Source organism: Kitasatospora sp. NPDC092039 (assembly GCF_044756065.1).
Classification (GTDB): Bacteria; Actinomycetota; Actinomycetes; order Streptomycetales; family Streptomycetaceae; genus Kitasatospora.
This window is the reverse complement of record NZ_JBIVSD010000018.1, coordinates 155,826-174,850: the sequence shown is the minus strand read 5'-3', so window position 1 is coordinate 174,850 and position 19,025 is coordinate 155,826. Positions and strand designations below refer to the sequence as shown.

Annotated in this window: 15 protein-coding genes and 1 riboswitch; of the genes, 5 read left to right on the top strand and 10 right to left on the bottom strand. The window is 73.5% G+C overall.

Features of this window, described 5'->3' with window-relative positions:
• Positions 1–150 precede the first annotated feature (150 nt).
• A complete protein-coding gene (locus ACIQI7_RS30225; RefSeq protein WP_401116090.1) occupies positions 151–1,329 on the bottom strand; it encodes a PRC and DUF2382 domain-containing protein in 1,179 nt (392 codons plus the stop codon).
• Positions 1,330–1,553: 224 nt separating this feature from the next.
• Positions 1,554–1,657: riboswitch (glycine riboswitch) on the top strand.
• A 237-nt stretch (positions 1,658–1,894) separates the two neighbouring features.
• Between ACIQI7_RS30225 and gcvP the strand changes: the two genes are divergently transcribed.
• On the top strand, positions 1,895–4,795 hold the full coding sequence (gene gcvP / locus ACIQI7_RS30220) for an aminomethyl-transferring glycine dehydrogenase (protein ID WP_401116087.1): 2,901 nt from the start codon (positions 1,895–1,897) through the stop codon (positions 4,793–4,795).
• Positions 4,796–4,916: 121 nt separating this feature from the next.
• On the opposite strand, the gene ACIQI7_RS30215 is transcribed toward gcvP, so the two are convergent.
• Positions 4,917–5,108 (bottom strand): DUF5999 family protein, encoded by a 192-nt coding sequence (locus ACIQI7_RS30215; RefSeq protein WP_401116084.1) that lies wholly within the window; start codon positions 5,106–5,108, stop codon positions 4,917–4,919.
• A 457-nt stretch (positions 5,109–5,565) separates the two neighbouring features.
• A complete protein-coding gene (locus tag ACIQI7_RS30210; protein WP_387760122.1) occupies positions 5,566–6,138 on the bottom strand; it encodes a hypothetical protein in 573 nt (190 codons plus the stop codon).
• 377 nt (positions 6,139–6,515) lie between these two features.
• On the opposite strand from ACIQI7_RS30210, the gene ACIQI7_RS30205 reads away from it, so the two are divergent.
• A complete protein-coding gene (locus tag ACIQI7_RS30205) occupies positions 6,516–8,021 on the top strand; it encodes a glutamate--cysteine ligase (RefSeq protein ID WP_401116117.1) in 1,506 nt (501 codons plus the stop codon).
• Positions 8,022–8,115: 94 nt separating this feature from the next.
• Positions 8,116–8,904, top strand: coding sequence for a CPBP family intramembrane glutamic endopeptidase (locus ACIQI7_RS30200; protein ID WP_401116080.1), 789 nt, complete (start codon positions 8,116–8,118; stop codon positions 8,902–8,904).
• Here ACIQI7_RS30200 and ACIQI7_RS30195 read toward each other — a convergent pair.
• From ACIQI7_RS30195 to ACIQI7_RS30170, 6 genes are all read right to left on the bottom strand, one after another.
• The gene (locus ACIQI7_RS30195; protein ID WP_401116077.1) at positions 8,882–9,409 is read right to left on the bottom strand and encodes an HAD domain-containing protein; all 528 of its coding nucleotides are present in this window, start codon (positions 9,407–9,409) and stop codon (positions 8,882–8,884) included. The genes ACIQI7_RS30200 and ACIQI7_RS30195 overlap by 23 nt on opposite strands.
• 99 nt (positions 9,410–9,508) lie before the next feature.
• The gene (locus ACIQI7_RS30190; RefSeq protein WP_401116074.1) at positions 9,509–10,777 is read right to left on the bottom strand and encodes an MFS transporter; all 1,269 of its coding nucleotides are present in this window, start codon (positions 10,775–10,777) and stop codon (positions 9,509–9,511) included.
• Positions 10,778–10,915: 138 nt separating this feature from the next.
• Positions 10,916–11,617 carry a dienelactone hydrolase family protein gene (locus tag ACIQI7_RS30185; RefSeq protein ID WP_401116070.1) on the bottom strand — a complete coding sequence of 234 codons (702 nt, stop codon included), beginning with the start codon at positions 11,615–11,617 and terminating at the stop codon, positions 10,916–10,918.
• 78 nt (positions 11,618–11,695) lie between these two features.
• Entirely contained in the window at positions 11,696–13,108 is a 1,413-nt protein-coding gene (locus tag ACIQI7_RS30180; RefSeq protein ID WP_401116068.1) for a sugar porter family MFS transporter, read from the bottom strand.
• A 146-nt stretch (positions 13,109–13,254) separates the two neighbouring features.
• Complete coding sequence (locus tag ACIQI7_RS30175) at positions 13,255–13,896, bottom strand: FMN-binding negative transcriptional regulator (RefSeq protein WP_387760112.1); 642 nt, start codon at positions 13,894–13,896, stop codon at positions 13,255–13,257.
• A 14-nt stretch (positions 13,897–13,910) separates the two neighbouring features.
• Positions 13,911–14,582, bottom strand: coding sequence for a pyridoxamine 5'-phosphate oxidase family protein (locus ACIQI7_RS30170; protein WP_387760110.1), 672 nt, complete (start codon positions 14,580–14,582; stop codon positions 13,911–13,913).
• A 34-nt stretch (positions 14,583–14,616) separates the two neighbouring features.
• On the opposite strand from ACIQI7_RS30170, the gene ACIQI7_RS30165 reads away from it, so the two are divergent.
• Together ACIQI7_RS30165 and ACIQI7_RS30160 are read left to right on the top strand one after the other, a co-directional pair.
• Positions 14,617–15,954 carry an aminotransferase class I/II-fold pyridoxal phosphate-dependent enzyme gene (locus ACIQI7_RS30165; protein WP_401116064.1) on the top strand — a complete coding sequence of 446 codons (1,338 nt, stop codon included), beginning with the start codon at positions 14,617–14,619 and terminating at the stop codon, positions 15,952–15,954.
• Positions 15,955–16,236: 282 nt separating this feature from the next.
• Complete coding sequence (locus ACIQI7_RS30160; protein WP_401116061.1) at positions 16,237–17,439, top strand: GDSL-type esterase/lipase family protein; 1,203 nt, start codon at positions 16,237–16,239, stop codon at positions 17,437–17,439.
• Between the two features lie 101 nt (positions 17,440–17,540).
• On the opposite strand, the gene ACIQI7_RS30155 is transcribed toward ACIQI7_RS30160, so the two are convergent.
• Entirely contained in the window at positions 17,541–18,899 is a 1,359-nt protein-coding gene (locus ACIQI7_RS30155) for an NAD(P)/FAD-dependent oxidoreductase (protein ID WP_387760106.1), read from the bottom strand.
• Between the last annotated feature and the right edge of the window lie 126 nt (positions 18,900–19,025).

The following is a 19,025-nucleotide window of genomic DNA, read 5'->3' as shown; positions in this document are numbered from 1 at the left end:
CTCTCGTACATAGTGAATGAACTGAAGTAACCATGCCGGGTGATACTTCAGAGTGTCAAATATCGAGTGGTTAAGCTTTGGCAAAGGCGAACGGTCCGGTACGCGACAAGGGCCCCGGACGGTGTCCGGGGCCCTTGTCGCGCGGTGGTGTCAGACGAGCGGCCGTACGGGGGCCGGGCGGGACGAGGCGGCGGCCGGGGTCGAGTCGGTCGGCGAGCCGTGGGCCTGGCCGGCGGTGGTGTCGTGGACTTCGACGTGCTCGCGGCGGAGCTCCTCCCGGACCATCTCCTCGGTGGTGTACCGCTCGACGATCAGGCGGACCCGCTCGATGGGGGCGAGGTGCTTGTGGACCACCGGGCGTTCCTCGCGGAGGGTGACCTCCTCGACGGCCTCGGCGATGTCCTTCTCGGTGAGCGCGGCACGCTCGGCCTCGCTGACCGGCATCCGTTCGACCCGGACGCGCTCCCGGACCACCGGGACGCGGCGCTCGACCTGTTCGGTCGTCACGTACTTGCGCAGCTTCGCGGTGCCGAGGGTGTGCCACTCGGTGGTGATCTCCAGCCGCTCCTCGCGGCAGGTGATCTCGACCGGGCCGCTGGGAGCGGAGCCGGTGTTCGCGGCGGTGGTCGTGGTGGGGGCGGACGCCGCCGGGGCGGGCGCGGGGGCCGGCTGCGAGTGCGGCCTCGGCTCCAGGGCGGGCGCCACGGACGGGGTGGTCGGCGGGGCGGTCGAGGCGGTGCTGGCGGCCGCGGGAGTGCTGAGGGTCCGCATGTCGGCCTCCGGGGCGGTCCTGGTGGTGTCGGCGACGGTGAGGGTCGGGGCGGTGGAGCCGGGCGCGGCGGCGGCGGGAACCGGGGTCCTGGCCGGGGCCGGCTCGGGCGAGCGCTCGGGACTGTGGAAGGTGAGCGGCTTGGCCGGGGCCGCCGCGGTGGTGGTGGCGGCTGCTGCCGTGGTGCCGAAGTCGAGGTCGGGCTGCTTGGCGTGGCTGCCGTTCTCGCCGTTCGGGCGGCCGTCCATCGAGGTGTCGAGCCCGTAGTAGCGGTAGAGCTGGAGCTCCTGGGCGGGGGACAGGTGCTGGCCGACGCCGAAGTCCGGCGACTCCTTCACCAGCGACTTGTCGTACGGCACCCGGAGTTCCTCGCCGGAGAACTCGCTCGTGGTCAGCGGGACGAAGGCGTCCCGGCCGAAGATGCCGGTCCGGACCGCGGCCCACTCCGGCCGGCCGGTGGCGTCGTCCAGGTAGACCTCGTCGACCGTGCCGATCTTGTCTCCGTTGCGGTCGACGGCCTTGTGACCGATGAGGTCCCGTGGGTCGATGTCGGTCTGCACTCTTTCCTCCCGTGCGCTGAGCCTGCGGAAGTCCCGCAGAAAGGCGGCCGGAGCACCCGTGCCGGTCGCCACTTCACACCAAAAGCCATGAATCGGGCGGTCGCTACCGGGGTGCGCCCGGACGGGCGGCGCGCTGGACCGTCCGGGGGACGCGCGTAGACCCCGAGTGACCTGACGCACCCGTGATCGGAGGGCCTCCCGCTGGTACCCTGGGCGGCGACCGCAGAGCCCGCTCGGGAGAGTCTCCGACCGCGAAAACCGCTGGTCGGGGCGCCGAAGGAGCAACTCCTCCCCGGAATCTCTCAGGCATCCGTACCGTGTGGGGTAGGTCACTCTGGAAAGCAGGGCAGGAGTGTCGGCATGGGAGCCGGCGATCACCACCCTCACCGACGGTGCAAGCCGGCGGGGTGCCACAGCGCTCCGTGCGGGTGAAGCTCTCAGGTCCCGATGACAGAGGGGGAGGCCTGTCGGGTCCGCCCGCCCCGGTTCGTCCGCTGTGCGCAGCGGCGACGGCCGGCCGGCGTGCGTACCCCCGCCGGTCCGTGACCAGGAGGCCTCGACCACCATGAACGCCCAGCCGAACGCGGGACGCCCCACCAGCGCCTCGACCCTCACCGAGCTTGAGCTGGCCAGCCCCTTCGAGAACCGCCACATCGGCCCCGACGCCGCCGCGCAGGAGAAGATGCTGGCGTCCGTCGGCTACGGCTCGCTGGACGAGCTCGCGGCCACCGCGGTGCCCGAGGCGATCCGTTCCATCACCGCCCTGGACCTGCCCGCGGGCCGGACCGAGGCCCAGGTCCTGGCCGAGCTGCGCGAGCTGGCCGGCCGCAACCAGGTGCTCCAGCCGATGATCGGCCTGGGCTACTACGGCACCTTCACCCCGCCGGTGGTCCTGCGCAACGTCATGGAGAACCCGGCCTGGTACACCGCCTACACCCCGTACCAGCCGGAGATCTCGCAGGGCCGCCTGGAGGCGCTGCTCAACTTCCAGACCGTGGTCTCCGACCTGACCGGCCTGCCGACCTCCGGCTCCTCGCTGCTGGACGAGGGCACCGCCGCCGCCGAGGCGATGGCGCTGGCCCGCCGCGTCACCAAGGTCAAGGGCGGTGTCTTCCTGGTCGACGCCGAGACCCTGCCGCAGACCGTCGCGGTGATCAACACCCGCGCGGTGCCGACCGGCGTCGAGGTCGTCGTCGCCGACCTGTCCGAGGGCATCCCGGCCGAGATCGCCGAGCGCGGCGTCTTCGGCGTGCTGCTCCAGTACCCGGGCGCCACCGGCGTGGTCCGCGACCTCGCCCCGGTGATCGAGCAGGCGCACGGCCTGGGCGCGATCGTCGCCGTCGCCGCCGACCTGCTCGCGCTGACCCTGCTCAAGTCCCCGGGCTCGCTGGGCGCCGACATCGCCTGCGGCACCTCGCAGCGCTTCGGCGTCCCGATGGGCTTCGGCGGCCCGCACGCCGGCTACCTGTCGGTGCGCGCGGAGTACGCCCGCTCGCTGCCCGGCCGCCTGGTCGGCGTCTCCGTCGACGCCGACGGCAACCGCGCCTACCGCCTGGCGCTGCAGACCCGCGAGCAGCACATCCGCCGCGAGAAGGCCACCAGCAACATCTGCACCGCCCAGGTGCTGCTCGCCGTGATGGCCTCGATGTACGCCGTCTACCACGGCCCGGACGGCCTGGCCGACATCGCCCGCCGCACCCACCGCTACGCCGCCGCCCTCGCCGAGGGCCTGCGGGCCGGCGGCGTCGAGCTGCTGCACGGCGAGTTCTTCGACACCGTCACCGCCGTCGTCCCGGGCCGCGCCGCCGAGATCGCCGCCGCCGCCCGCGCCAACGGCATCAACCTGTACCAGGACGGCGAGGACCGGATCTCCGTCTCCACCGACGAGACCACCACCCGCGAGCACCTGGCCGGCGTCTGGGCCGCGTTCGGCGTCCCCGCCGCCGAGGTCGCCGAGGCCGCCGACGCGCTGCCCGCCGCGCTGCTGCGCGAGGACGAGTACCTGACCCACCCGGTCTTCCACAGCCACCGCTCGGAGACCGCCATGCTGCGCTACCTGCGCCGCCTGTCGGACCGGGACTACGCGTTGGACCGTGGCATGATCCCGCTGGGCTCCTGCACCATGAAGCTCAACGCGACCACCGAGATGGAGGCGGTGACCTGGCCGGAGTTCGGCCAGCTGCACCCCTTCGCGCCGATCGACCAGGCCCAGGGCTACCTGACCCTGATCCGCCAGCTGGAGCAGCAGCTGGCCGAGGTGACCGGCTACGACGCCGTGTCGATCCAGCCGAACGCGGGCTCGCAGGGCGAGCTGGCCGGTCTGCTGGCCGTCCGCGCCTACCACCACGCCAACGGCGACACCCAGCGCGACGTCTGCCTGATCCCGTCCTCGGCGCACGGCACCAACGCGGCCTCCGCGGTGATGGCCGGCATGCGCGTGGTCGTGGTGAAGACCCTGGTCGACGGAGACGTGGACGTCGACGACCTGAAGGCCAAGATCGAGCAGCACCGCGACAACCTCGCCGTGCTGATGGTCACCTACCCGTCCACCCACGGCGTGTACGAGACCCAGATCACCGACATCTGCGCCCTGGTGCACGAGGCCGGCGGCCAGGTGTACGTGGACGGCGCCAACCTGAACGCCCTGGTCGGCCTCGCCAAGCCGGGCAAGTTCGGCGCGGACGTCTCGCACCTGAACCTGCACAAGACCTTCTGCATCCCGCACGGCGGTGGCGGCCCGGGCGTCGGCCCGGTCGCGGTGCGCGCCCACCTGGCGCCGTACCTGCCGAACCACCCGCTGCAGGAGGAGGCCGGCCCGGCCACCGGCGTCGGCCCGATCTCGGCCGCGCCGTGGGGCTCGGCGGCCATCCTGCCGATCTCCTGGGCGTACGTCCGGCTGATGGGCGGCGAGGGCCTCAAGCACGCGACCCAGATCGCGGTGCTGAACGCCAACTACATCGCCAAGCGCCTGGCGCCGCACTTCCCGGTGCTCTACACCGGCCCGGGCGGGCTGGTCGCGCACGAGTGCATCATCGACCTGCGCCCGCTGACCAAGGAGACGGGCGTGACGGTGGACGACATCGCCAAGCGCCTGATCGACTACGGCTTCCACGCGCCGACGATGTCGTTCCCGGTGGCCGGCACGCTGATGATCGAGCCGACCGAGTCCGAGGACCTGCACGAGATCGACCGGTTCTGCGACGCGATGATCACCATCCGGGCCGAGATCGACAAGGTCGGCTCGGGCGAGTGGGCGGCCGACGACAACCCGCTGCGCAACGCCCCGCACACCGCCGCCACGCTGGCCGGCGACTGGGCGCACGGCTACTCGCGGCAGGAGGCGGTCTTCCCGGCAGGTGTGAACCCGGCCGACAAGTACTGGCCGCCGGTGAGCCGGATCGACGGCGCGTACGGCGACCGCAACCTGGTCTGCTCCTGCCCGCCGCTGGACGAGTACGGCGTCTGACCGGACCGGGCCCCGGAGGTCCGGGTCGGACGGCAGGGCCCCGGCGGAGTTTCCGCCGGGGCCCTGCCCGTTGCGCCGGTCGAGTCGGCGGCTGCCCCCGCCGTACGGACGGACCGGGTGGTCAGGCCGCGTGGGCGACGGGGCGGCGCGGGGCGATCACCCGGCCGTCGGGCAGCAGTTCCCCGGTGTCCTCGAACAGGACGACGCCGTTGCAGAGCAGGCTCCAGCCCTGCTCCGGATGGCGGGCCACCGACGCGGCCGCCTCGCGGTCCTCGGACTCGGCCGTCGGGCACTCAGGACGGTGCTGGCACATACGCGTACCCTCGCTTCGCTCTGCGATCCTCCCCGTGGTGCGGCGCCGGAGGTCGTACCGTCCGGAACCGCCGCGGTGGTCGGATCCTGTCCGCACGCCGGCCAGGTGTGGACCGGCGTTCAAGTGGGTAGGACAGGTGGTCCTTCCACGCTGGTTCCCAGTGTCGGCATCCTGCGACCCGCGCGCAGGGATTTCGTGACATGCGCCACAACTCCCGGGCAGAGATCACCCGTTCAGGTGGGGCCGACGGGAAAAGACGCACCAGTGGGTCAGCCGGGGCATGGCCCGATGAGGCCATGCCGGATGGCTCGTTCGGGTGGTCGCCGATCGGGTGGGGGCCTTCGCGGCGGGCCGGGAGGGTGCGCGGGCGCCGCCGAGGTCGTCGGGAGGGTGCGCGGGCGCGGTCGAGGGCCGTCGGGCGGGTGGGCCCGGCGGCCCTCGGGGTCGTCGGCGGGTGTCAGGAGGAGCCGAGCAGCAGCGGCCGGGGGAGCGGGGCGCGGACGAGCAGCGGCAGCAGCTCGGCGGCCGGGTAGGCGCGGTGGGCGGTGACGCCGAGCGGGGCCGGGGCCAGCGGGATCAGCAGGTCGGCGGCCGGGCCGGCGTCGGGGCTGTGCAGCCACAGCGCCGTGGCGTACTGGCCGGGGAAGGTCAGCAGCCGGGGCTGTTGGCGGGTCCGGGAGCTCTGGGCGAGCTGCCAGGCCTCGCGCAGCGCCCGGACCGTCGAGTCGAGGTAGGGGCCGGCGGTGAAGTGGGAGAAGCTGTGGCCCTCGGCGCTCTGCACGACCTCGGCGGCGGCGGCCACCTCGGCGCCGTCCTTGATCAGGAAGCGCCAGCCGGTGCGGCGGGCGGCCGGCAGCTCCGGCCGCGGGCCGTCGAGGACGTGCACCGCGAGCGGGTGGGCGGGGAGCAGTGGGCCGGTCGGATGACGCAGGGCTGCGGCGGCGGGCTGGCGCAGTGCGGTCTCCGAGTCGAGCGCGCCCAGGACCGCGCGCAGGGCGCTCGGTGGGGGCTGGGGGGGTTGCAGAGTCATGGCGGGTCCGCCTCTCCTAGCGAGATCGGCGTGCGAGTGCGGCATACCGGCGTGGCGGGCGACGCGTCCTCGATGACGGGGCCCGGCCGTGTCCGGTTGTGCAGGATCGCGGTGCCCGGCACGGTCGCCGCCGTCGACGTGGGGTTCGGAGCGGGGCGGGCCGGCCGGAGCGCTGTGCGAATTCGAACAGGTGCGCAGGGTGATCTGTTTATCACAGGCAGTGGCGCCGAGCAAGTCCACAGTTCCTCTGATTTTCCGTCAGATGCCTTGCAATGCAAGCCAGTACGCGCGATCGGGTATCGATCTTCGAGGTGGGCATGATGCTTGCACGGTCGGTCGACCGGGTGCTCGACGGGGTGGCTCTGGAGGAGGGGACCGTGGGCGAGAAGGTCGTGGCGACTCGGGCGGAACTGGCGGACCGGCAGCAGTACCGGCGCAAGCTCCACGCCTGTCTCGAAGCGCTCGGACGGATGCTCCGGGAGGACCGGTTCGACCGGCCGCGGGCCGTGGTGGGCCTGGAGATCGAGCTCAACCTGGCCGACGAGCAGGGCCTGCCGGCCATGAACAACGCGCAGGTGCTGAGCGCGATCGGCTCCAGCGACTTCCAGACCGAGCTGGGCCGGTTCAACATCGAGGTCAACATCACGCCGCACCGGCTCTGCGGGCACGTCTTCGAGGACCTGCGCGAGGAGATCGACACCGGGCTGCGCTACGCCGACCGGCGGGCGGCCGAGGTGGGCGCCCGGATCGTGATGGTGGGCATCCTGCCGACCCTGGAGCACGCCCACACCGGGCTGGACGCGATGAGCCACAACCAGCGGTACAGCCTGCTCAGCGACCAGATCCTGGCCGCCCGCGGGGAGGACATCGCGCTGGACATCGAAGGGGTCGAGCACCTCCAGCTGGAGTCGATCACCATGGTGGCCGAGGCCGCCGCCACCTCGCTCCAGCTGCACCTCCAGGTGACCCCGGAGCGGTTCTCCTCGGTCTGGAACGCGGCCCAGGCGATCTGCGGGCCGCAGCTCGCGCTCGGCGCCAACTCGCCCTTCCTGTTCGGCCGGGAGCTGTGGCGGGAGACCCGTCCGGTGCTCTTCCAGCAGGCCTGCGACACCCGTACGGCGGAGCTCAAGGCGCAGGGCGTGCGCCCGATCACCTGGTTCGGCGAGCGCTGGGTGGACTCGGCGTACGACCTGTTCGAGGAGAACCTGCGGTACTTCCCCGCGCTGCTGCCGATCTGCGACGACGAGGACCCGCTGAAGGTGCTGGCCTCCGGCGTCGCGCCCAGGCTCGCCGAGATGCGGCTGCACAACGGCACCATCTACCGCTGGAACCGCCCGGTGTACGACGTCGCGGGCGGGGTGGCGCACCTGCGGGTGGAGAACCGGGCGCTGCCTGCCGGACCGACGGTCGCCGACACGCTGGCCAACGCCGCCTTCTACTACGGGCTGGTGCGGGTGCTCGCCGAGCAGCCCCGGCCGATCTGGACCCGGCTGCCGTTCGAGCGGGCGGACGAGAACTTCCAGCAGGGCGCCCGGTACGGGATCGACGCGGTGTTCCAGTGGCCGCGCCCCGGCCGGGCCGGGCGCGGCGGTGGGCTGCAGACCGTGTCCGCCGTCGACCTGGTGCTGAACGAGCTGCTGCCGATGGCCTACCAGGGCCTCGACGAGTGGGGCGTGGAGCCCGCCGACCGGGACCGCTACCTGGGCATCATCGAGCAGCGCTGCCTGCGCCGCACCAACGGCGCGTCCTGGCAGGCCGCGACCTTCCACCGGCTGCGCGAGCAGTACGGGATGGACCGGCCGGCCGCGCTCGCGGCGATGACCAGGCGCTACGCCGAGCACATGCGCGGCGGCGAGCCGGTGCACACCTGGCCGGTGGGCTGAGACCTCGCCGCCGGGCGGTCCGGCGGCTGTGTCAGGATGATCGCTCCGGCGGTCGGCCGACGGCCGGAGCGACCGCCCGTCCGCTGGAGCCCCCGTGACCACCGTCCCGACCGCGCCGGAGACCGCGAAGTCCACCCGTCGGCTGTTCGGCGTGGAGCTGCTGGTCGTCCTCGGCCTCTCCCTCGGGGCCAGCGGGATCAGCGCGCTGATCAGCTTCGCCGGCTCGCTCACCGAACCGCTCAAGCTCGGCCAGCAGGTCGCCACGCTGAACGGCTCGCGGGCGCCCGGGCGGCCCTGGCTGGACCTGGTGTGGCAGCTGTACTACGTCGGGCGCGGGCTGATGCCGGTGGTGCTGGTCGGCTACCTGCTGGTGCGTGAGGGCGTCGCGCTGCGGGTGCTGGGCTTCGACCTCGGGCAGAAGCTGCGGGACCTGGGGCGGGGCGCCGCCGTCGCGGCCGCGATCGGCGGGTCGGGGCTGGCGCTCTACCTGGCCTCGCAGGCGGCCGGGTACAACCTGACGGTGGCGCCGTCCGGGCTGCCGGACGTGTGGTGGCGGGTGCCGGTGCTGGTGCTGTCGGCCTGGCAGAACGCGATCCTGGAGGAGGTCGTCGTCCTGGGCTACCTGCTGCGCCGGGCCGGGCAGTTGGGGTGGTCCTGGCCGGCCGCGGTGGTGGCGAGTTCGGTGCTGCGCGGCTCGTACCACCTGTACCAGGGCGTCGGCGGGATGGTCGGCAACATGGTGATGGGCGCGGTGTTCTGCCTGCTGTACCGGCGCTGGGGGCGGGTGATGCCGCTGGTGGCGGCGCACGCGCTGATCGACACGGTGGCCTTCGTCGGGTACGCGCTGCTGGCCGGGCACGTCAGCTGGCTGCCGACCCCCTGAGCACCTGGGCCCGGCCGCGCGGCGGCCGGGCGAGCAGCCGGTCGACGTGCCGGCGCTCCAGGCCCTGGCCGGGGTCGACGGGCAGCAGCAGGCGGTCCTGGCGCCAGTGGGAGCGGCGGACCAGCCGCGGCGGGATGACGTCGTCCACCCAGGCGAACGGCCGTCTCCCGGCGTAGCGCAGCAGCGGCGCCCACTTGGCGGCGGAGAACAGCTCCATCAGGGGGACGCGCGGGTCGCCGGGCTGCGGGACGTAGCCGGTGAAGGTGACCACCGGGAGCGGGTCCAGCCCGATCGCCGGGGCGATGTGGGTGTTGGCGTGCTCCTCCCAGGTCGTGGCCCAGACCAGGTCGTACGTTCCGGTGAGTTCGCGCAGCCAGGCGCCGTGCCGGGCGGACAGCAGGACGGTGTAGCCGAACAGGGTGTGGGCGTCGAACCCGGCGTCCGGGTGCGGGCAGACCGGGTTCAGGACGCCGTCGACGTCCAGGAACAGCAGTGGCTTCGGCACCGGTGGGCCCCCAGAGACGGTGGTGTTTCCTGACTGGTCGGACGCCCCGCGCGTACCTCCGGTTGCCCACGGGCGGGCGCACGCGGGGCGCGCGGGCGCTCAGGGGGCGGGCGCGGGCTCGTCGACGCGCACCGGCGCGTCCGCCGTGCTCCGACGGCTCAGCCGACGCACCTGCGGGTCCAGCAGGACGACCGCGCTGAGCACCAGGCAGGCGACGGCACAGGCCCAGAGCGCGCCGGACAGGCCGAGCGCCACGGCGGCGGGGCCGGCCAGCGCGGTGCCGACCGGGGCGAGCGAGTAGGAGCCGAGCTCGTCGTACGCGGTGACCCGGGAGAACATCTCCTCGGGTACCTCCTGCTGGAGCGCGACCATCCAGTTGACGCTGAAGACGGTGACGCCGCCGCCGGACAGGAACATCGCGGCGACCAGCAGCGGCAGCGGCACCTCGGCGGCGAGGGCGAGGGCGGGCACGCCGAACAGGAAGACCCCCCAGTTGCCGACCAGCAGGATCCGGCGGGGCCGCCAGCGCGTCATGAGCAGGCCGGCGGCCACCAGACCGACACCGTAGGCGGACATGGCCAGGCCCCAGGCGCCCGCCCCGCCGAGCCGCTCCTTGGCGGTCGTCGGCCCGTACACCGACTCGACCGCGTTGACGCAGGCGACCAGGACGGAGAACTGGAGCACGATCACCCAGAGCCAGCGGCGGGAGGCGAACTCCCGCCAGCCCTCGCGCAGGTCGCGCAGCATGCTGGAGCCGGAGGGGGAGGGGGCCTTCTCCGGCTCCAGGAAGAAGCGGAGGGCGGCGGCGGCCAGGAAGCACAGGGCGTCCAGGGCGAGCACCCAGCCGGGGCCGACGGCGGCGGTGAGCGCGCCGCCGAGGGCTGCGCCGCCGATCTGGGAGGCGTTGAGGCCCATCCGGAAGACCGCGAAGGCGCGGGCGGCGTGCTCCTGGGGGACGGCCTGCATGATCATGCCGCCGGAGGCGGGGGAGTAGAGGGCGTAGCCGGCCCCGCCGGCCGCGGAGAGGGCCAGCATCTGCCAGAGCCGGACGTCGCCGGTCAGCACCAGGGCGGCCAGGACGGCCTGGGAGGCCCCGCTGAACACGTTGGCGGCGACCATGATCAGGTGGCGCGGCAGCCGGTCGGCGAGGGTGCCGCCCACGATCATGAGGAGCACGGTGGGGACCAGCCGGGCGGCGGTGACGTAGCCGACCTCGGTGGTGCTGCCGCCGGTGCCGAGCACGGCGAAGGCGGTGGCGATGGGGGCTCCGGCGTTGCCGAGGCCGCTGATCACCGTGGCGGCGGTCTGGATGCGGAAGTTGCGGCTCGCCCAGGCGAAGCGGCGTGGGGGCGGGGGTGGGGTCGGCACCCGGTGACTATGCCGTGGGGCCGTACGGGTGTCCATCCGCTTTTCCTACCGGGACGCCCGGAGGGTGGGGTTTCAGCCGGGGTGGCGCGTCGGCGTGGGCGGAGGGTGGCCCGGGAGCCGGGCGGGGTGGCGCCGCAGTCAGCCGAGGTGGCCCCAGAGGAAGGTGAGGGTCCGGCGCCAGGCGATCCGGGCCTGGAGCGGGTCGTAGGTGCCGAGCAGGTTCTCGTCGTTCATGAAGGCGTGTCCGGCCGGGTAGAAGTGGACCTCCGGGCGGACGTCGGTGGCCTCGCCGATCCGGATCGCCGCCTCGTCCACCGCGTCCATCGGGATCGAGCCGTCCAACTCGCCGAAGTGGCCCAGCACATGGGCGGTCAGGCCGCGGTAGTCGAAGTCCGGGTCGGGTGGCAGGCCGTAGAACGGGACCACGGCGGCCACCTTGTCGCCGGCCCGGGCGGCCAGCAGCAGGGCGAAGCCGCCGCCCATGCAGAAGCCGACCGCGCCGACCGCGTCGCCGACCACGCCGTCCAGTGCGAGCAGGTGGTCGACCGCCCCGGCCAGGTCCTCCACCGCCCGGTCGACCGGGAGGTCGCGCTTGAAGCGGGCCGCCTCGGCGCCGTCGTGGGTGGTGGCGCCGCCGAACAGGTCGGGGGCCAGGACGGTGAAGCCCTCGGCGGCGAAGCGGTCGGCCACGTCGGCGATGTGCGAGGTGAGGCCCCACCACTCCTGGACCACCACCAGGCCCGGCCCGACGCCCTGCGGCGGGCGGGCCAGGTAGCCGTGCGCGGTGCGGCCGTTGCTCGGGAAGGTGACGTTCTGCCGGGAGCCGCCCTGTTCAGGCATGGCTTCCTCTCGGTGGTTCGGGCCGGGTACGGCGGGGGGATCGGTGGGGCGGGCCCCGGGGGTGCTGCGCCGGGGGTGCTAGCCCATCTCCTCCAGGGCACGGCCCTTGGTCTCCTTGATGCAGAAGGCCACGAACGGGATGGAGAGCAGCGCGAAGGCCGCGTAGATGACGTACGTCGCGGACAGGTTCCAGTCGGCGAGGTCCGGGAAGCTGACGGTGATCGCCCAGTTGGCGATCCACTGCGCCGAGGCGGCGACGGACAGCGCCAGGGCGCGGATCCGGTTGGGGAACATCTCGCCGAGCAGCACCCAGACCACCACGCCCCAGGAGAACGCGAAGCAGAGCACGAAGACGTGCGCGGCGACCAGGGCGACGGTGGCGTGGGTGTCGTCCAGGGTGGCGGTGTCGCCGGTGCCGTGCCGGTAGGAGAACGCCCAGGCGGCGGTGCCCAGCGCCGCCGCCATGCCGATCGAGCCGGCCAGGGCGAGCGGCTTGCGCCCGATCCGGTCCACCAGGGCCATCGCGATCACCGTGCCGATCACGTTGATGATCGAGGTGGAGAGGCTGATCAGCAGCGAGTTGGACTCGTTGATGCCGACCGACTGCCACAGGAAGGACGAGTAGTAGAAGATCACGTTGATGCCGACGAACTGCTGGAACACCGAGGCGCCGATGCCGACCCAGACGATCGGCAGCAGGCCGAAGCGGCCGCCGAGCAGGTCGCCGAGCCGGGGCTTGCGGGCGGACTCCAGCACCGCGCGGATCTCCGCCACCCGGGCGTCCAGGTCCACCCCCTCGCCCTCGACCTCGACCAGCACCTTGCGGGCCTGCGCCTCGCGGTGGTCGGCGATCAGGAAGCGCGGCGACTCCGGGATGGCGAGCGCCATCAACCCGTAGATCAGGGCCGGGATGGCCTCGACGCCGAGCATCCACTGCCAGGCCTGGACGCCGCCGAGGTGGTTGGTGGACTCGCCGCCGGCGGCCTGGTTGAGCGCCCAGTTGGCGAGCTGGGAGACGGTGATCCCGAGCACGATCGCCATCTGCTGGAAGGAGGCGAGCCGGCCGCGGTACGCCGTCGGGGCGACCTCGGCGATGTAGGTCGGCGCGATCACCGAGGCGATGCCGATCGCGACGCCGCCGACCACGCGCCAGGTCGCGAGGACCTCGATGTTCGGCGGGAACATCGAGCCGATGCCGCTGGCCGCGAACAGTGCGGCGGCCAGCAGCATCGTGCGCACCCGGCCGAGGTGGTCGGCGAGCCGGCCGGCCATCACCGCGCCGGCCGCCGAACCCAGCAGCGCGATCGCCACCACGAAGGCGGTCGTGCCGTGGCCCACCGCGAAGTGCTTCTGGATGCCCGTCACGGCGCCGTTGATCACCGCGCTGTCGTAGCCGAACAGGAAACCGCCCATGGCGGCGGCCGCCGAGATGAACACCACGTGACCGAGGTGGGCCTCGCCGGCCGCCGGTTGGCTGTTGACTGAGGACACACGCGCTCCCGGGGTGGACGGGCCCGCTCTGACGCCGAGTGGGCAGGGCTCGTCTCACATTCGAGCAGCGCCGCCGCCGACCTGCCCGAGATGGCGGCCGATCGGGTGATCCGGGGTCAGCCGGTGGCGCGCGGCCGCTTCAGACCCTACGCGGTGCGCCGTCGGTGACGGCGGAGCAACTGGGTGCGGGCCGCGGCGTACTGGTCGCGGCCGCGCCCGCTGCCGTCGGCCCGCTCGGCGAGCCGGTCGGCGATCGCGTACTGCGCCTCGGCGGGCTTCTTGTCGTCGTACTTGAACTTGGCCCGCACCTCGTTCACCGTCAACCGGAGCGCGCGCAGCCCGGGCAGCTGCCGGGCCAGCTCGCCCTCGCCGGGCACCACCCGGACCTCCGGCGTCTCGGGCTGGAAGTGCGCCAGCTGACGGTTGAGGATCTCCGCCTTGCCGGCCGCCGACTCCACCACCTCGGCGGTGCAGTGGAAGTGGACCGAGGCGTAGTAGCTGGTGGGCGTGCCCGGGGCGCCGCGCCAGTGGCCCGGGGCGAAGGCGTAGCCGTCGGTGACCGCGAGGGTGACCTGCGGATCGGCCCGGACGGCGGCGAGCAGCGGGTTGGGCGCGGCGAGGTGGAGCAGGACTTCGCCGCGGTCGACGTCCAGCAGGAAGTGGGTCGGGACGAGCACCGGCCCCTCGCCGGGGCGGCCGTTGGCGGCGAGCAGGCCGAAGTCCCGCCCCTCGGCCAGCCAGGCGCGCCACTCGGCCTCGTCGCCGCGGTCCCAGGATCGGATCAGCACGGGTGGGCCTCCCGTCAGCGGGGGTAGCCGCGCAGGTGCGCGGGGAGCGGGACGGTGGTGCCGGGGTGCGGCTCGGGGGTGCCGTGCACGGTGGTGACCGGGATCAGGCCGGACCAGTGCGGCAGGCCGACGTCCTCCGGATCGTCGTCGGCGCCGTCCTCGCGGGTCTTGGCCGAGACCTCGTCCAGCTCCAGCCGGATGACGGCGGTGGCGGCGAGCTCCTTGGCGTTGGCCGGGCGGACCTCGGCGGAGCGCCCCGGCACCGCGTGGTCGACCAGCGCGGCGAGCGCGACGTCCAGCTCCTCGGGGTCGGTGACCTGGTACGCCGTGCCGTGGGCGACCACCGAGCGGAAGTTCACCGAGTGGTTGAACGCGGACTTGGTCAGCACCAGCGCGTCGACCTGGGTGACGGTGACGCAGACCGGCATGCCCTGCTCGCCGGCGGCGTTGCGCAGCGGGCGGCTGCCGGTGGAACCGTGGACGTAGAGTCGGCTGCCGACCCGGGCGTAGATCGTCGGCAGGACCACGGGGGCGCCGTCGACGACGAAGCCGAGGTGGCAGATGTAGGCGCTGTCGAGGATGGCGTGGATCGCCTCCTGCTCCCAGGTGGCCCGGTCCCGGTAGCGGGTGGGGGTGGTCCTGGGTGTGCGGGAGTAGCTGGGCGAGCCTTCCGGGTTGGCTGACATGACATCCTCTATGTACTAGTGCATAATTTGCTTTGTGCTAGGAGACTATCCGCTGAAAGGGCGACGCGCCAGCGAAATCGCCGCCCACATCGAACAGGGCGTGAGCAGCGGACGGCTCGCCCCCGGAACCGCGCTGCCCCCGCTGCGCGACCTCGCCGCCGAACTGGGCGTCAACCCCAACACCGTCGCCGCCGCCTACCGGCTGCTGCGCGACCGCGGCGTGATCGAGACCGCCGGACGCAAGGGCAGCCGCATCCTGCCCAGGCCCGCGCTCACCCCCCGCGACCAGATCCGCATCCCCGTCCCGCCGCACGCCCGCGACCTCTCCACCGGCAACCCCGACCCGGCCCTGCTGCCCGACCTCACCCCGGCGCTGGCGGCCGCCGCCGAGGCCGCGCGCACCGACCCGGTGCTGTACGGGCACGCCGCCGTCGACCCGCTGCTGCTCGCGCTCGCCCGGGCCTCCTTCGAGGCCGACGGGCTGCCCGGCGGCCCGATCGCCGTCGCCTCCGGCTCGCTGGACACCATCGAACGGATCCTCGGCGCCCGGCTGCGCCCCGGCGACGCGGTGGCCGTCGAGGATCCGGGCTGGGGCAGCCTGCTCGACCTGCTGCCCGCGCTGGGGCTGCGGCAGGTGCCCGTCCGGCTGGACGACAAAGGACTGCTGCCGGACGCGCTGGCCGAGGCGCTGACCGAGGGCGTCCGCGCCGTGGTGGTCACCAGCCGGGCGCAGAACCCCACCGGGGCGGCGCTCACCGCGCGGCGGGCCGAGGCGCTGAAGGCCGTCCTGGCCGAGCACCCCGGGGTGCTGCTGGTCGAGGACGACCACGGGCACGGCATGGTCGACCAGCCCTACCACTCGCTCGTCGGCGCCGAGACCCGGCACTGGGCGGTGGTGCGCTCGGCGGCCAAGGCGTACGGGCCCGACCTGCGGGTCTCGGTGGCGGTCGGCGACGAGGAGACGATCGGGCGGGTGGCCGGCCGGCTGCGGCTGGGCGCCGGCTGGGTCAGCCACCTGCTGCAGCGCACCGTCGCGGAGCTGTGGCGCGGCGACGCCGCGCCGGCGGACCGGGTGGCCGCCGCGTACCGGGCCCGGCGGGACGCGCTGCTGGGCGAGCTGGCGGCCCGGGGGATCGCCGCGCACGGGCGGAGCGGGCTGAACGTCTGGGTGCCGGTGCCGGACGAGACCTCGGTGCTGGCGGCTCTGGTGCAGCGCGGCTGGGTCGCGGCGCCCGGCGCGCGGTACCGGATCCAGTCGCCGCCCGGGCTGCGGTTCACCACGGCGCGACTGGAGGCGGCGCAGGCGCGGGAGCTGGCGGAGGACCTGGCGGCGGTGCTGGGGACGGGCGGCGGCGGGTCGCGGCTGGTGTGAGCCCCCCGAGTCCCTGGACCTGGGGGCTCGGGCCGCGGGCGCTCGGGGCCGGTGGGGTGGGTGGGGCAGGTGTTGCGGGTGTGAATCGCGGGCGGCATCCGGTCGTCGGCCGCGGGCTTGGTCTGAACCCGGCGGTAACAAAAGCGGAAACCTCCTGCAGCTACCTAGCGGTAACCAGCGCGGGCATGTCATCTTCATCGCGCCACCGGCCGGCGGCCCACCCTCACCCAGGTGTCCTCCCGTTCCCACGCCGCGGGAAGACCGAGCCGCAGGAGTTCCGCAGTGCCCGAGAACTGTTCGAGCAACACCCGCAGCGCCCCTCGACCCGCCCGACGGCTGCTCACCGCAGCGCTCGCCCTCCCGCTCGCCGTCGCGGGCCTGGCCGTCGCCTCGCCGGCCTCCGCCGCCCCGTCCGCGACGGCCGCCGTGCCGTCCGGGCCCACCGCCAGCGTCACGCTCGGCGACAGCTACATCTCCGGCGAGGCCGGCCGCTGGAAGGGCAACTCGGCGGGCACCAGCGGCAGCCGCAACGGCACCGACCGCGCCTGGACCGGCAGTTCGTACGACCCCTCGCAGATCTACGGCGCCACCGCCACGAGCGGGTGCGACCGCTCGGACGTCGCCGAGGTGCTCAGCGCCTCCACCGGCGCCCAGAACGAGATCAACCTGGCCTGCTCCGGTGCCGTCACCGCGAACGTCTTCCGCGCCTCCAACGGCGGCCAGTCGTACAAGGGCGAGGCCCCGCAGGCCGACCAACTCGCCGCCGTGGCACGGCAGAACAACGTCAAGCTGATCACCCTGTCGATCGGCGGCAACGACCTGGGCTTCGCCGACGTCATCTCCACCTGCGTGCAGGACTACCTGATCTGGTACTCGTACTGCCACGGCTCCGCGCAGTCCCAGATCGACGCGAAGATGCCCGCGGCGATGGCCGGGGTCGGCAAGGCGATCGACGAGGTCCGTGCGGTGATGGCCGACGCCGGCTACGCGCAGTCGGACTACCGCCTGGTGCTGCAGTCCTACCCGTCGCCGATCCCGCGCAGTGCCGAGATGCGCTACCCGGAGAGCGGCTGGACCCGCTCCAACACCGGCGGCTGCCCGTTCTGGGACGGGGACGCCGACTGGGCCCGCGACTCGATGGTGCCGCAGATCTCCCGGTCGCTGGCGGGCGTCGCCGCCGCCAAGGGCACGCAGTTCCTGGACCTGTCGGACATGCTGCAGGGCCGCGAGGTCTGCTCGACGGCCGCCAGGCAGCCGACCGCGACCTCGGGCCCGTCCGCGACCACCAGCGAGTGGGCGCGCTTCCTGGACGGCGGGCTCAACTCCACCCAGGGCGTGCTGCAGGAGTCGATGCACCCCAACTACTACGGCCAGCAGGCGGTCGGGCGCTGCCTGACGCTGCTGTGGGCGCGTCCGAGCGGTGACTACGCGTGCCGCAACACGGCCGGGCAGGACGCGAGCGGGATGTACCTGACCGCACGGTGACCGCACAGTCCGGCGCCCCCGCGGCTCCGGCCGCGGGGGCGCCGTTCGGCTCGCCGTCCCGCTTTCGCTCCGTGCTCCGGCCGGCGCTCGGGGCTCGGTGCTCAGCCCTTGGCGAGCAGCGACTGGGCGTGCGCGCGGACCTGATCCTTCGTCAAGTACGCGTCGGTGTACTCGAAGTCCTGCAGCCGGGCGGGCTGGCGGGCGAGGAAGCCGGTGCGGACGAAGTCGTCGCCGGCGGTCGCGTTGAGCAGCCAGTTGGCGCCCACCCGGAACTTGGCCGCGTTGGTGCGCATCGCCATCAGGTGGTAGCCGCGCGCCACCACCTGGGCGGGCACCCCGCGCAGCTCCACGCCGAGCGGCTTGGACACCGCGTCCTTGCCGCCGAGGTCGACCACCAGGCCCAAGTCCTTGTGGTAGTACGGCTCCAGGGGCTGGTTGTGGAGCGAGGCGATCACGTTGTTCGCGACCGCGCGGCCCTGGCGGGCGGAGTGCTGGGCGGTCGGCGGGCAGACCGCGCCGTCACCCTTGGCGAGGTCGGGGACGGCGGCGGCGTCGCCGATCGCGAACACGCCCTCGAACTGCGGCACCCGCATCTCCGCCGTCACGGCCAGCCGGCCGCGGACCGTCTCGGCGTCCAGGGTGCCGATCAGCGGGCTCGCGGCCACCCCGGCGGTCCAGATCAGGGTGCGGCAGGGGAGCACCCGGCCGTCGGTGAACTTGACGGTCTCGGCGCCGACTTCGGCCACCGAGACGCCCAGCGACACCTCGATGCCGCGGTCGCGCAGCACCTCCAGGGCGGCCTCGCCGAGCGGGTCGCCGAGCTCCGGCATCAGCTTCGGGGCGATGTCGATCAGGTGCCACTTGATCTGCCGGGCGTCCAGGCGCGGGTAGCGGTGGGCGGCGGCGGTGGTCAGCCGCTGGAGGCAGGCGGCGGTCTCGGTGCCCGCGTAGCCGCCGCCGACCACCACGAACTGGAGCCGGGACTCGCGCTCCTTCTGGTCCACGGTGGCGGAGGCGAGGTCGAGTTGGGCGATCACGTGGTCGCGGACGTAGGCGGCCTCGGCGAGCGTCTTCATGCCGCGGGCGTAGTCGGTGAGGCCGGGGATGTCGAAGGTGCGGGTGACGCTGCCGGGGGCGAGCACCAGGACGTCGTACCGCTGCGCGACCACCTCGTCGGTGATCTTGCGGACGACGCACACCTTGGACGCCGGGTCCACGCCGATGGCGCCGCCGGGGACGATGTGGGTGCGGCGCAGCGAGCGGCGCAGGGAGACGGCCACGGACTGCGGGGTGAGGACGCCGGCCGCGACGTGGGGGAGGAGGGGGAGGTAGAGCTGGTAGCTGAACGGCGTGACCAGCGAGATCTCGGCCTCCGAGGGTGACAGCTTTCGTTCGAGGCGGCGGGCGCACTCCAGGCCGGCGAAGCCACCGCCCACGATCAGGATCCGAGGTCGTTCCATCGCTCATCCCTTTGCCGTGAAGGTCCCCATTACTGTCCGCCACACTCGCACGGAGCAGCGGGGGCTGCCACCGGGGCGGGGCCGTGGGGGTGGGGGAGGACGGGAGTGCGGTGGTGAGGTCGGAGT

Excerpts from the sequence above, each read along its gene's own strand:
- gcvP (WP_401116087.1), top strand. The coding sequence starts at position 1,895 with ATGAACGCCCAGCCGAACGCGGGACGCCCCACCAGCGCCTCGACCCTC.
- ACIQI7_RS30215 (WP_401116084.1), bottom strand. The coding sequence starts at position 5,108 with ATGTGCCAGCACCGTCCTGAGTGCCCGACGGCCGAGTCCGAGGACCGC.
- ACIQI7_RS30210 (WP_387760122.1), bottom strand. The coding sequence starts at position 6,138 with ATGACTCTGCAACCCCCCCAGCCCCCACCGAGCGCCCTGCGCGCGGTC.
- ACIQI7_RS30185 (WP_401116070.1), bottom strand. The coding sequence starts at position 11,617 with ATGCCTGAACAGGGCGGCTCCCGGCAGAACGTCACCTTCCCGAGCAAC.
- ACIQI7_RS30170 (WP_387760110.1), bottom strand. The coding sequence starts at position 14,582 with ATGTCAGCCAACCCGGAAGGCTCGCCCAGCTACTCCCGCACACCCAGG.
- ACIQI7_RS30155 (WP_387760106.1), bottom strand. The coding sequence starts at position 18,899 with ATGGAACGACCTCGGATCCTGATCGTGGGCGGTGGCTTCGCCGGCCTG.